Origin of the sequence: Pseudoxanthomonas sp. CF385 (assembly GCF_900104255.1) — a bacterium.
In the GTDB taxonomy this organism is placed as follows: domain Bacteria; phylum Pseudomonadota; class Gammaproteobacteria; order Xanthomonadales; family Xanthomonadaceae; genus Pseudoxanthomonas_A.
In genome coordinates this window covers 199452-212461 of sequence record NZ_FNKZ01000001.1, presented here as the reverse complement: position 1 = coordinate 212461, position 13010 = coordinate 199452, and the positions used below count along the sequence as shown (strand labels likewise).

Here is a 13010-nt window from a genome sequence, read left to right as displayed (position 1 = left end):
TCAGGCGCACATGCGCCGCGCATCCAGATCGCTGCGCAACCGCCGCAGCGCGACGTCGGCCCCACCGACCACCACCGTGCAGGGCACCGCTAGCATCAGATTCAGCGGCAGGCCGAACTCTTCCAGTTGCCATCCCTGCGCATCGTGGCCGTCGTCCGCGCCCAGGTGTTCCGGGCAGCGCCGGCGGATGCGTTCGGCCAGGCTGCCGCCTTCCGGCACGTAGCCATAGACTGGCTTGCCGCGTGCGATGGCGTAACCGACTTCGAAGCAGGTCCCGCTGTCGGGCTCGGCGCCGCGGAAGAAATCCAGATTAGCCAGCACCGCGTCGGCGGCATCGAGCAGGCCGATGTCGGCTCGGTAGATCCAGCGTGCGGCTTCCAGTGCATCGCCCGTGGCCTGCGCCACCTGCGCGTCGAGCGGAAACAGGCCCTCGAATCCGTACGCGGCGCACAGGGCCTTGAGCTTCTCGCCGTGCACGGCGGCGTCGGGGCGGAAGATGTCGGGACCGGCGAGATAGAGCGACTGGATCATCGGCAGCATGCGCAAGTGGGGACAATGGAGTGTGGGCGCCTCGCCGCACCTTGACCCGTGACCGATCGTCGCAGCGCGCGGCCGCGGACGGTCAGAACAGTTCGCCCTGCGGCGACGACTCGCGCGGCGGAATGAAGCGGGTGCAGTCGAACGGCGGATGGCGACGCCCTTCGAAGCCGTAGCGCTTCAACGCCAGCGCGAAACGGCGCGACAGCAGGTCGGCATAGACGCCCTCGCCGCGCAGGCGCGTGCCGAAGCGGCTGTCGTAGTCCTTGCCGCCGCGCAGTTGCTGGATGGTGCTCATCACGTGCGCTGCGCGGTCGGGCACGTGGGTCTGCAGCCAGTCGCGGAACAACGGCGCGACCTCGTGCGGCAGACGCAGCAGCACGTAGCCGGCCGCGGTGGCGCCGGCATCGTGCGCGGCTTCGAGCACGGCTTCCAGCTCGTGGTCGTTCACCCAGGGAATCACCGGCGCGAACATCACCCCGACCGGCACGCCCGCCTCGCTCAGGCGCTTCACCGCCTTGAGCCGGCTATGCGGCGCGGACGCCCGCGGCTCGAGCCGCGACGACAGGCCGTTGTCGAGCGTGGTGATCGACAGGTAGACGTGCACCAGGTTCTCGCGCGCCATCGGCGCCAGCAGGTCCAGGTCGCGCTCGATCAGCGCGTTCTTGGTGATCAGCGAGACCGGATGCTTCGCTTCGGCCAGCACCTCCAGAATCCGGCGCGTCAGTTGCAGGCGACGTTCGGCGGGCTGGTAAGCGTCGGTATTGATGCCCAGCGAGATCGGACTGGGCTGGTAGCCACGCTTGGACAGCTCCCTGCGCAGCACCTCCGGCGCATTCGTCTTGGCGTAGATCTTGGTTTCGAAATCCAGCCCGGGCGAAAGATCGAGGTACGCGTGCGATGGCCGCGCGAAGCAGTAGCTGCAGCCATGCTCGCAACCCCGGTACGGGTTCAGCGACTGCTCGAACGGGATGTCCGGCGACTGGTTGCGGGTGATGACGCTGCGCGCGGCTTCCTCGCGTAGTTCGGTCTGAGGCGCCGATACGATGTCGCCTTCGGTATCGGCCTCGTGCCAGCCGTCGTCGACCGTTTCCGGCGTGGTCACGGCGAACCGGCCCGGCAGGTAGCCGGTGGATCCACGTCCCTTGATGCCGGGGTGTCGCGCTGTCGCCATGTCGGCGAGCTTACGCCGGTGGCGTCGCAGCGGCCGCGACACGCCATATAGAATCGCCCCATGCGCGATGCTCTGAATGCCCTCTGGGATACCCTCGGTTCCATTCCCAACCTGCAGGTATGGGTGACGGTTGCCTGGTTGCTCTACCTGGTGCCGCTGTGCTCCTGGATCGTCCTGCAGAAGCGCGAGCCGGTCGCGACCCTCAGTTGGCTGCTGTCGCTGGCGCTGCTGCCGTACGTGGGCTACCTGATCTACTTCCTGCTGGGCCCGCAACGGATCAAGCGCCACCAGCTGCGCCGCACGCGCTCGCGCGAGGGACTGGAAAGCTACGAGGTCTTCGCGCCGACCGACGGCAACAGCGCAGAGCTTCCGATGCTCGCGCAGAAGACCACCGGCCTGCCGCCCTCCAGCGCCACCTCGGTGCAGATGCTCGTCGACGGCTGCGCGACGTACCAGGCGATCGTTGATGCGATCGCGGCGGCGGAGAACCACATCCATGTGGAGTACTACATCTTCAACGGCGACCGCACCGGGGTGCGTGTGCTGGAGGCGCTGGCGGCGAAGGCCCGCGAAGGCGTGAAGGTCCGGCTGCTGCTGGATGCGGTGGGCTCCAACCGGCTGCGCAAGCGCCTCCTGCGGCCGCTGGTGGAGGCGGGCGGCGAGTACGCCTGGTTCCATCCGACCAAGTTCCGGCCCTTCACGCGGCCATGGCTCAACCTTCGCACGCACCGCAAGATCGTCGTGGTCGACGGACGCGTCGCCTTCACCGGCGGCATCAACGTCACCGACGACGAGGACGAATCGCTGCGGGACGACGCGTACCGCGACCTGCACCTGCGCCTGGAAGGCGAGGTCGTCCGCAGCATCCAGCAGGTCTTCGTCGAGGATTGGGTCTACGCCACCGGCCAGCAGCGCAAGGACTTCCAGGGCACGCGGCTCTGGAGCGCGAGCGACGCGAACGTGCAGGGGGGCATCGCCGCGCAGGCCCTGGTGTCGGGACCGGATTCGGCCTGGGAGCCGATCCACCGCATGAAGGTGGCCGCCATCCACGAAGCCAAGAAGCGGGTCTGGCTGGTCACGCCCTATTTCGTCCCCGGTGAGGCCGCGCGCATGGCGCTGACGTCGGCCGCGCTGGGCGGGCTGGACGTGCGCCTGGTGGTCCCCAAGGTCAGCGATTCGCGCCTCGTCACGCTGGCGGCGCGCTCCTACTTCGACGAGCTGCTCGCCGCCGGCGTGAAGGTCTACGAGTACGGCCCGCGGATGATGCACAGCAAGGCGCTGCTCTGCGACGACGCGATGGCCATCATCGGCAGCGCCAACTTCGACCACCGCAGCTTCCGCCTGAACTTCGAGATCTCGATGATGTTCCGCGACCGCGGCGTGGCCGGCACGCTGGGACAGTGGCTGGAATCGGAGATCGCCGCCAGCGAGCCGGTGCGCCTCCAGCGGGACCGCTCGCTCTGGCGGCACCGGCTGCCCGAGGCGCTGGCCCGGCTGATGTCGCCATTGCTGTGAAGCAGGGCGTTTTTTGCCCCGGGGTGTAGGCGGTAAGATGCGGCCAGCAACCCTGGGGGTGGACGATGCACTGGCTCTTCCTGTTGATGGCACTCGCGAGCATGGTCATGGCCATGCGTACGACCTCGATGGGCCTGATGGTCGCCCTGATGCTGGTCTCGCTCGCCCTGTTCGTCGCCTGGATCGTGGGTTGGTATGGCCGTCGCGTGGGCGACAGCAGCCGCGACCAGTCGGTGATGATCGACCCGACCGAGCTGCGCCGCCTGCGCGAAGTGGCCGAAGCCCGGCGCAATGCCACCGTTTCTTCTTCCGAGCCGCCTCCCGCGGCCTGACTTCCGCTCCAAGGACGGCGCCATGACCCTGCTGAGCGTCAACGTCAACAAGATCGCCGTGCTGCGCAATTCGCGCGGTGGCAGCGAGCCCGACGTCGTGCGGGCCGCGCGCACGTGTCTGTACGCGGGCGCGCACGGCATCACCGTGCATCCCCGGCCGGACCAACGCCATATCCGCCCGGACGATGTCCTCGCGCTGGCCGCCCTGGCCGACGATAGCGGAGTCGAGCTCAACATCGAGGGAAATCCGTTCGCACCGCCGCGCGATGGGTATCCCGGCTTCATCGCACTATGCGATGCCGCCCGGCCGGCGCAGGCCACGCTGGTACCGGATGGCGATGGCCAGATCACCTCGGACCACGGCTTCGATTTCGCCCGGGATGGCGAACGCCTGCAGCCGCTGATCGCCGAGCTCAAGGCGCTCGGTTGCCGCGTGAGCCTGTTCGTCGATGCCGGTTGCGAGGGCCTGGAAACGGCTGCGCGGATCGGCGCGGATCGTATCGAGATCTACACCGGGCCGTTCGCCGAGGCTGCGGCACGAGGCGATGCCTCCGTGGAGCTCGCCCGCTGCATACGCACGGCGCAGGAGGCCCACGCACTGGGCCTGGGCGTCAATGCCGGGCACGATCTCAGCCAGGCGAACCTGGAGGATTTCCTCGAGGCGGTCCCGGACGTGCTGGAAGTGTCCATCGGCCACGCCCTGATCGGCGAAGCGCTTTACGCCGGCCTGCAGCGTACCGTGCAGGCCTACCTCGCCATCCTGGACGACGCGACCGCGACGGCTTCACACCACCCCTGATCGCGCCGTCCGGCGCTGCGGGTCAGTTCCGCATGACGATGTTGCGGATACCGCTGGCATCCGCCTGCGCCAGCGCACTCACCAGTGCCCGGTATTCGGCCCCTTCCACCGCCTCCACCTGGAGTACGGTCTTCGGATCCGACACGCGCGCGTCTTCCAGCAGGCCGCGCAGCGCGGCCAGCGTCACGGGCCTGTCATCCAGCGTGTAGGTGCCTGCCAGGCCGACCTTGAGCACCAGATCGTTGGGAGGCTGCTGCTCGACCTGCCGGTCCGTGCGCTGCGGCAGCATCGCATTGATCGGCTGCGACAGCAGCGGCGCGGTGACCATGAAGATGACCAGCAGGACCAGCATCACGTCGACCAGCGGGGTGATGTTGATCTCGGCCAGTTCCGAACGACCTGCAGGAGCGGAGAACGCCATCGCACACCTCCTTACCGTCGGGAATCGCCTCCGACGCTACGCCGGTCTCCCACGGCCCGCAAGAGGCGCCCGGAGCCCGGCGGGCTCCGCCGCACCGTCCGCACAAAGAAAAACGCCGCCCGGGAGGGCGGCGTTCGAAAGGTATTACGCGTCAGGGTTACTGCACGAAACCGATCTTCATCATCTGCGCGTTCTTCGCGGCAGCCAGGACCTTGGCCATCACGTCGTAGTGCGCTTCCGACTTGGCTTCGATGCGCAGCTCCGGCTGGTTGGTCGGGTCGCGCTGGACCTCCTGTTCCATCCGCTGCTGCAGGTCGGCCACGCTCACCGGACTGTTGTTCCAGTAGATCGTGTTGTCGGCCTCGATGCGCAGGTCGATCGGCGGCGGCGGTTCACGCAGCTGCGGCGGCGGGTTGATCACGCGCTGCGGCAGTGCCACCTCGATCGGGTACGTCATGATCGGCGCGGTCACGATGAAGATGATCAGCAGCACCAGCATCACGTCCACGAGGGGCGTGACGTTGATGTCGGCCATGGGGCCCTTGTTTCCACCACTACTGAATGCCATGGCTTACTGCCCCTTCTCTTTCGTCGCCACGTAGCCGATGTCCAGCATGCCCTGGCTCTGCGCGATCTTGGTGACGTCGGCGATGGTGCCCATCTTCGTCGTCTTGTCGCCACGCAGGTTGAGCTTCGGCTGCGGCTGCAGCTGGGCGGCGCTGGACAGGCGGGACTCCAGGATTTCCTTGGACACCGGCTCATCGCCCCAGAACAGGTCCCCGTTCTCCTTCACCGAGATGGTGATCGGCGGGGTCTTCGGCGGTTCCTTGTCCTTTTCCTGGACGAGGTTCGCCTCGGGCAGTTCGATCTTCACCTTGTGCGACATCAGCGGCGCCGTGATGATGAAGATGATCAGCAGCACCAACATCACGTCCACGAGGGGCGTGACGTTGATCTCGGCCATCGGGCCACCGCTATTACCACTACTGAAAGCCATGACGGGCTCCGTCTAGAACGTTGCGTTGACTGCTTGTACCGCCGGCTCAGCGAACGCGCGAGCCGGTGGCGAAGAAGTCGTGCAGGTCGTGCGCGAACGTGTCGAACTTGGCGATGACGGCCGCGTTCGTCTTGCTGAAGAAGTTGTAGGCGAACACGGCCGGGATGGCGACGAACAGACCGATGGCGGTCATGATCAGCGCTTCACCCACCGGGCCGGCGACGGCGTCGATCGAGGCCTGGCCGGTCGCACCGATGCGGATCAGGGCGCCGTAGATGCCCCACACCGTACCCAGCAGACCCACGAACGGCGCGGTCGCACCGACGGTGGCGAGCAGCGTCATGCCGCCCTGCAGGTTGGTGCTCTCGCGGGTCACGGCCTGGCGCAGGGCGCGGTCCACGAACTCCGAACGGCTCAGGGTCTCGCCCGAACCTTCCGAACGCTGGTGGTGGGCGGCCGCCTGGGCGGCGTCCAGGGCGATCTTGGAGAACGGCTCGTTCTTGGGCTGCTCTTCCATCAGGCGGATGGCGTCCTGCGCATTCGGGGTTTCCCAGAAGGCGCTGGTGACGCGGTCAGCCTGGCCCTTGAGGCGGGTGCTGCGCAGCACGTTGATGACCGTCCAGTACCAGGACATGGCGGACATGATGACGAGGGTGAGCAGCACGACCCAGGAGACGATGAACTCGCCGGGCTTGCTGAGCATTTCGCTGATCATGTGCTCGAAGCCCATTTGCGACAGGGCGTTCGCGGCGTTGGTGCCCCCGGCGGCGGCGGCGAAAAGGGTTTCCTGCAGCATGACGCTTACCTTTATATAAGTGTTGATTGAGGGTGTTGCGGGTTACGAACGAAGTGGGGACGAGAGCGGCGACCGCCCTCAACCGCCCATGTTGAAGTCGACCGGCACGCGGACGCGGCCTGCGGCCTTCTGGCCATTGACCACGGAGGCATTGAAACGCCATTTGCGGGCGGCTTCCATGGCCGCGCGATCGAGGTCGCGGTTACGACTGGACCTTTCCACCGACACGTTGGTCACGTTGCCGTTGGCGTCCACGTCGATGATCAGGATGACCGTGCCTTCGATGCCGGCGCGCGCAGCGGCGGGCGGGTAGCGGGGCGGGTTCATGTTCTTCGACGAGATGTCGACGCTGGCGCCGATGTCCGGCGTCGGCGCCGGCGGGGCCGGAGGCGACGGGGGTGTGACGATGTCGGTCGGGCGCGGCTCGGCGATATCGACCGGCGGTGCTTCCGGCGGCGGCGGCAGCGGCGTGGTCTTGGGCGGCGCGAGGTTCTTGACCGGCGGCGGCGGCGTGTCCTGCTTCGGCGGCGGCGGCGGCGGCGGCGGGGGAGGCGGCGGGGCGTCGACGATCACCACGGAGGTGCGACGCTCCTGCTCCTTCTCCGCCGGCGGGGCGACAGCCGGGATCAGCAGTGCAAGCAGCGCGGCTGCGTGCAACGCGATCACGAAGGCAATACCGATGATACGGGGCCAGTTGAGGCTGTTGTCCTCTTCCTCTTCCCGGTACCTGTTGATGACCAGTTGTTCAGCCATGCGCCAATTAACTCAAGGTTGATACGGGCGCCTGGGCGCCCCGTTAGTTCTGGGCCCTGCCGGAGAGCTTTTCACCGGCGGAACCCCCAGCTTATACCAATCACACTCCCCGGTGCCATCATCCGTACGGATTTTTGGCCCTCGGTGTCACGGAATCCCGTTACGGGAGCGCGATGATCTTCTTCGCGTCCTCGGGCTTCTTCAGACCTTTCTCAAGCGCGGCCCGGGCGGCCACCTTGGCCTCCGGGATGCGGCCTTCCTGCCACAGTACGCGGGCCAGGTTGAGGTAGGTGTCGCCGTTGGTACCTTGCGGCGCCGCCTTCTGCCAGGCATCGATCGCCTGCGGAATCTGCTCCGAATAGTAATAAGCCTGGGCCAGCGCGAGCTGGGTCTGGTAGTCCGGCTTCAGGACACCTTTCTGCAGGCCCTCGTTCACCACGGAGATGACGTCCTTCTCCTTGCCTTCCATGTTGGCGTAGGTGATGAAGAGCTGCTTGTAATCCCGCTCCTCGGTCAACAGGCCGGAGGCGCGCATCTTCTCGAGGACCGCAGCCGCCTTCGCCTCCTGCTCGGAGTTGAGGTAGATGGTGGCCAGGTTCATCTGGGCGCGCTTGTCGTTGGGCGATTTGGCGGCCAGCGCCTCGGCGACCTTGAGGGCCTCGGCGAGCTGCCCGGCTTCCTGGTAGCAGACCATGAGGATCTGGGTCCAGTTGTCGACCTTGTCCTCGGGATTCGTCGAGGTCTCGATGGCCTGCTTCAGCGGCGGCACGCACTCCGCGTAGCGCTCGGCCTGGTACAGGTACTGGCCCTTGAAGGCGAGGTCGGCGGGACGCGTGCTCTTGGAATCGGCGAAATACTGGTCCAGCGTGACGAAGCCGTTGGTGTAGTCGTCCTTCTGCAGCTGCAGCTGCGCCAGCTGCAGCTGCAGCTGGAAATGCTGGTTGTTGCCCAGAGCATTGGCATCGATCGCCTGCTTCAGGTAAGCCGCCGCACCGGCCTCGTCGTCGGTGCTCATCGCGGCCTGGGACGCGATCTGTGCGGCGACCGCCTTGTCGTACTCCGTCGCGGAGGCGTTGGCCAGGATCTCGTCCGCCAGCGCGCGGGCATTGGTATAGCCCTCCTGCGCCTTGGCGTCGTCATCCTGCTCGATCGCCTTGTTGTAGGTCTCGATCAGCTTGTTGAGCTTGGTCTGCACCTTGGGCGAACCCTTGACCTTCGGCTCTTCCCGCGTGGTGTCGGGGTACAGCACTTCTTCCTTCTTCTGCTCGTTGCGGCGCGCCGCTTCGGCCTCAGGCGCGAAGCCGCCCGCGACGGCGCCGAGCAACGCGAGGCCGAGAAGAGTGGTCTTGGGGGTCAGGAGCTTCATGTCAAACCTCGTGGGGCCTTACGGGGGATGCCGTGGCATCCCGCCGACGTGCGGGGCCGGCAAAACTAACAGAAACCGGGGTGGGGCGGAAACCGTTCCATGTGTTGCTAAGCAACAATACCGGACCGTGTGTCAGCCGCATTTCGGGGCATTTCCGGCCTTCCTGGCCGCCTCGTAGGTGGGTACGAGGGAAGGCGCGTCGCGGTCGAGTTCGCGGATGCGGTTCGCGGGATCGGGGTGGGTCGAGAGCCACTGCGGCGAGCGCCCGCCGCTCGCGGCCATCATGTTCTGCCAGAGTCCGACGGCCTGGCGCGGATCGAAACCGGCCTGCGCCATCAGGCGCTGACCGACCACATCGGCTTCGCTTTCCTGCTCTCGGGAACCCGGCAACAGGAAGACGGTTTGCGCCGTCATGCCGCCAATCTGGTTGGCCGTGTTGGCGGCGCCTTGGCCGTAGCGTGCTCCCAGCAGTGCGCTGATCACGCCGACGCCCGTTTGCGCCCCCATCTGGCGGGTGATGCGCTCCTCATGGTGCCTAGCGATCACGTGGCCGATTTCGTGCCCCAGCACGGCGGCCAGTTGGTCCTGGTTCTTGGCGACGGTGAAGATGCCGGTGTTCACGCCGACCTTGCCGCCCGGCAGCGCGAACGCATTGGGCTCGTTGTCGGTGAACACCGCGGTTTCCCACGCAACGTTGCGTTGTTCCGGCGGCAGCTGGCGCACCAGGGCGTTCACGACGCAGGTGACGTAGGCGTTCTGTTTCGCATCCCGGTTGAGGGTTTCCTTCGCCTTGGTCTCGGCGAAGGCCTGTGCGCCGAGTTGGTCCAACTGCGCCTGCGAGACGCCGCCGACCATCTGCGTGCGGCCGGTGGGCGAGGTGGTGGTGGCGCAGGCGGTCAGGCCCAGCACCATGGCGGTTCCGAGGATCCGGAGTTTCATGCTCGCCCCCTGCGACATTGCGTGACACCAGAGTCTGGGCAAGCGCGTCTTAAACTTTCGTCAATCACATTAAGCCTGGGCGCCGCCGTACACCTGCAGGACAGCGAGCGCTAGCGCGTTGTTCAGGATGTGGGCCCCGATCGGCGCCCACAGCGTCCCGGTGGCCCGGTAGACGGCGGCAAAGACAGCGCCCATGGCGGCATATACCGCGAGCAGGAACAGCGTGCTGGCGACCGGCTTGCCGTTGAGGCCGGGCATCTCGTGGACCAGGGCGAAGACGACGCTGCTCAGCAGCAGGCCCAGCAGCGGCCAGCCCGCCTCCCAGAGCCGGCCGAACAGGACGCGGCGGAACAGCAGTTCCTCGTACAGCGGGGCCAGGACGACGGCGAACAGCGCCAGGAACACCGGGTATCGGGCGAACCCGGCTTCGATCAAGGTCAGATTGCTGGGGGTGAGATCCAGGCCGAGTGCCCGTCCCAGGCCGGTCATGAGCGTGCTGAGCAGGAACGTCGTCACGCCCGCGAGCGTGACCAGCCCCCAGGTCCGGAAGCGGCGCGTTGCCGCCCATGAAGCGGATCGCTCCACGGGCGTCGCGCGGCGACGCCAGAAGTACAGCACCAGCGCGGCGCCCCCGGTGCTGACGAGGGTCAGTACGATCAGGAACAACACGGGTGGCGTGCCCAGCTGGGCCTGCATCTGCTGGACGTCGAGATCACCGCCGCGTTGCGCGAGCTGGATCCCCCGCCAGGCGGACCACGCGAACACGCCCAACATCATCACCGAGAACGACAGGGCGACGGCGAGGACGACATCCAGCGCGAACGCGGGAAGCGCCGCGCGCAACGATGCGCTGCCGCCGGCGTGCACCGGATCGTTCGGGCTCGTCGTCATCCGCAAGGCGTCACACGTCGAGGTTCGATACCTTGAGCGCGTTGTCCTCGATGAACTCGCGGCGCGGTTCCACCACATCGCCCATCAGCGTGCTGAAGATCTGGTCGGCCGCGACGGCGTCTTCGATCCGCACCTGCAGCAGGCGACGCGTATCCGGATTGACGGTGGTGTCCCACAGCTGCTCGGGATTCATTTCGCCCAGACCCTTGAAGCGCTGAATGCTGCGGCCCTTCTTGGCTTCCTCCAGCAACCACGCCTGCGCGTCGGCGAACGTGGCCACCGGTTGCGCCTTGTTGCCGCGGACGACCTGCGCACCCTCGCGCACCAGGCCGTGCAGCAGCGCGGCGGCTTCGCGCAGCGGTCGCAGTTCGCCGCTTTCGAACGCCGACAGCGACAGCACCTGCACCAGTTCCTCGCCCATGTGCCGGCGCGTGGCCAGCAGTGCGGCAGGGCGTTGCTCGGTCGCGGGCTGCAGGGTCAGCGCATAGCGCGCGGTGCCCAGGCTGCCACGGTTGAGCTTGGCCTCGAGCGCCGCCAGTTCATGGCGCTCGTCGATGTTCTGCTGCAGGTGTTCGGCATCGAGTGGCGTGAAGTCGATCAGCGACTCCAGCAGCACTGGATCGTAGCGGTGCGCATTGCGGGCGATGGTGTCGCGCGCCGTCGTGAAGACGAGCAGCAGCTTCTCCAGCGCTTCGCCGGAAATGGGCGGTTCACCGTTCGCGGGAATCAGCGACGCGCCTTCCACCGCGTTGTTCGCGAGATAGACGTTGAGCGCCGCATCGTCCTTCAGGTAGAGCTCCTGCTTGCCCTGCTTCAACTTGTACAGCGGCGGCAGGCCGATGTAGATGTGGCCGCGCTCGATCAGTTCCGGCATCTGCCGGTAGAAGAACGTCAACAGCAGCGTACGGATGTGCGAACCGTCGACGTCGGCGTCGGTCATGATGATGATGCGGTGGTAGCGCAGCTTGTCCGGGTTGTACTCGTCCTTGCCGATGCCGGTGCCGAGCGCGGTGATCAGCGTGCCGACCTCGGCGCTGGCCAGCATGCGGTCGAAGCGCGCGCGTTCCACGTTGAGGATCTTGCCGCGCAACGGCAGCACGGCCTGGTTCTTGCGGTTGCGGCCCTGCTTGGCGGAACCGCCTGCGGAGTCGCCCTCGACGATGAACAGTTCCGACAGCGCCGGATCCTTCTCCTGGCAGTCGGCCAGCTTGCCGGGCAGGCCCGCGATATCCAGCGCGCCCTTGCGGCGGGTCAGGTCGCGCGCCTTGCGCGCGGCCTCGCGGGCACGGGCGGCATCGACGATCTTGCCGGCGATGGCACGGGCCTCGTGCGGGTGTTCCTGCAGGAACTCCTCCAAACGTGCACCGAACGTGCTCTCAACGACCGGCCTAACGTCGGAACTGACCAGTTTCTCCTTGGTCTGCGACGAGAAACTCGGGTCCGGCACCTTCACCGACAACACGGCGATCATGCCTTCGCGCATGTCATCGCCCGACAGGTTGACCTTCGCCTGTTTCGCGATGCCGTTCTGTTCGATGTAGTTCGTCAGCGTGCGTGTCAGCGCGGCACGGAACCCGATCAGGTGGGTACCGCCATCCTTCTGCGGAATGTTGTTGGTGAAGCAGAACATCGTTTCCTGATAGGCGTCGGTCCACTGCAGGGCGACTTCCACCGTGATGCCGTTCTGCTCACCACTGACCGCGATCACGTGCGGGTGCAGCGGCGTCTTCAGATGCGCCAGATGCTCCACGAAACTGCGGATGCCGCCTTCGTAATGGAAATCGTCGCGACGGCCTTCGCCCCGCTCGTCGACCAGCACGATCTTGACGCCGGAGTTGAGGAACGAGAGCTCGCGCAGGCGGCGGGCCAGGATGTCGTAGTGGAATTCCACGTTGCCGTGGAAGGCCGTTACCGACGGCCAGAAGCGCAGCGTGGTGCCGCGCTTCGTGGAGTTTTCGATCTGGCTCAACGGGCCGAGCGCGGCACCGTTGCTGTAGTCCTGGCGGTAGTGGAAGCCGCCCTGGAAGATGTCCAGCTGGAGCTTCTCGGACAGCGCGTTGACCACGCTCACGCCCACGCCGTGCAGGCCGCCGGATACCTTGTAGCTGTTGTCGTCGAACTTGCCGCCCGCATGGAGGACGGTCATGACGACTTCCGCTGCGGAGACCTCGCGACCCAACTTCGCGCTCATCTGCGCGTGCTTGCCGACCGGAATGCCGCGACCGTTGTCGGATACCGAGACCGAGCCGTCTGCGTGGATCGTCACCGCCACGTGGTCCGCGTGACCCGCCAGGGCCTCGTCGATCGAGTTGTCGACGACTTCGAACACCATGTGGTGCAGGCCCGTGCCGTCGTGCACGTCGCCGATGTACATGCCGGGGCGCTTGCGGACCGCCTCCAGGCCTTCCAGGGCGGTAATGCTGTTGGCGTCGTACGTGTTGCCGTTCGGTGCAGAAGAGGTCGTTTCGTCGGTCATTCGCTTCGTTTCGG

14 protein-coding genes are annotated in these 13010 nt (G+C 66.5%); 3 read left to right on the top strand and 11 right to left on the bottom strand.

Annotated elements, in window-relative coordinates; translation table 11 throughout:
• Together BLT45_RS00890 and BLT45_RS00885 are read right to left on the bottom strand one after the other, a co-directional pair.
• Positions 1-540, bottom strand: coding sequence for a nucleoside 2-deoxyribosyltransferase (locus BLT45_RS00890; RefSeq protein WP_254771757.1), 540 nt, complete (start codon positions 538-540; stop codon positions 1-3).
• An 82-nt stretch (positions 541-622) separates the two neighbouring features.
• Positions 623-1711: a PA0069 family radical SAM protein gene (locus BLT45_RS00885; protein WP_093298319.1), complete on the bottom strand. Its 1089-nt coding sequence runs from the start codon at positions 1709-1711 to the stop codon at positions 623-625.
• A gap of 60 nt (positions 1712-1771) precedes the next feature.
• Between BLT45_RS00885 and cls the strand changes: the two genes are divergently transcribed.
• From cls to BLT45_RS00870, 3 genes are all read left to right on the top strand, one after another.
• Positions 1772-3226: a cardiolipin synthase gene (gene cls, locus BLT45_RS00880; RefSeq protein ID WP_093293970.1), complete on the top strand. Its 1455-nt coding sequence runs from the start codon at positions 1772-1774 to the stop codon at positions 3224-3226.
• A 65-nt stretch (positions 3227-3291) separates the two neighbouring features.
• Entirely contained in the window at positions 3292-3558 is a 267-nt protein-coding gene (locus BLT45_RS00875) for a hypothetical protein (RefSeq protein WP_093293967.1), read from the top strand.
• A gap of 22 nt (positions 3559-3580) precedes the next feature.
• Positions 3581-4357, top strand: coding sequence for a pyridoxine 5'-phosphate synthase (locus BLT45_RS00870; RefSeq protein ID WP_093293965.1), 777 nt, complete (start codon positions 3581-3583; stop codon positions 4355-4357).
• Between the two features lie 22 nt (positions 4358-4379).
• Here the strand turns inward: BLT45_RS00870 and BLT45_RS00865 are convergent, their stop codons facing one another.
• The 9 genes from BLT45_RS00865 to gyrB form a co-directional block, all read right to left on the bottom strand.
• Positions 4380-4778: an ExbD/TolR family protein gene (locus tag BLT45_RS00865; protein ID WP_093293962.1), complete on the bottom strand. Its 399-nt coding sequence runs from the start codon at positions 4776-4778 to the stop codon at positions 4380-4382.
• Between the two features lie 157 nt (positions 4779-4935).
• The gene (locus BLT45_RS00860; protein ID WP_093293957.1) at positions 4936-5346 is read right to left on the bottom strand and encodes an ExbD/TolR family protein; all 411 of its coding nucleotides are present in this window, start codon (positions 5344-5346) and stop codon (positions 4936-4938) included.
• 3 nt (positions 5347-5349) lie between these two features.
• Positions 5350-5775 (bottom strand): ExbD/TolR family protein, encoded by a 426-nt coding sequence (locus tag BLT45_RS00855; RefSeq protein WP_093293955.1) that lies wholly within the window; start codon positions 5773-5775, stop codon positions 5350-5352.
• 46 nt (positions 5776-5821) lie between these two features.
• Positions 5822-6571: a TonB-system energizer ExbB gene (gene exbB / locus BLT45_RS00850; protein WP_093293952.1), complete on the bottom strand. Its 750-nt coding sequence runs from the start codon at positions 6569-6571 to the stop codon at positions 5822-5824.
• 78 nt (positions 6572-6649) lie between these two features.
• Positions 6650-7324 (bottom strand): energy transducer TonB, encoded by a 675-nt coding sequence (locus BLT45_RS00845; protein WP_093293949.1) that lies wholly within the window; start codon positions 7322-7324, stop codon positions 6650-6652.
• Between the two features lie 160 nt (positions 7325-7484).
• Complete coding sequence (locus tag BLT45_RS00840) at positions 7485-8690, bottom strand: tetratricopeptide repeat protein (protein ID WP_343123872.1); 1206 nt, start codon at positions 8688-8690, stop codon at positions 7485-7487.
• 132 nt (positions 8691-8822) lie between these two features.
• Positions 8823-9629 carry a M48 family metallopeptidase gene (locus BLT45_RS00835; RefSeq protein ID WP_093298315.1) on the bottom strand — a complete coding sequence of 269 codons (807 nt, stop codon included), beginning with the start codon at positions 9627-9629 and terminating at the stop codon, positions 8823-8825.
• Between the two features lie 69 nt (positions 9630-9698).
• A complete protein-coding gene (locus tag BLT45_RS00830; protein ID WP_093293946.1) occupies positions 9699-10520 on the bottom strand; it encodes a CPBP family intramembrane glutamic endopeptidase in 822 nt (273 codons plus the stop codon).
• 10 nt (positions 10521-10530) lie between these two features.
• The gene (gene gyrB, locus BLT45_RS00825; protein ID WP_093293943.1) at positions 10531-12996 is read right to left on the bottom strand and encodes a DNA topoisomerase (ATP-hydrolyzing) subunit B; all 2466 of its coding nucleotides are present in this window, start codon (positions 12994-12996) and stop codon (positions 10531-10533) included.
• Positions 12997-13010 lie beyond the last annotated feature (14 nt).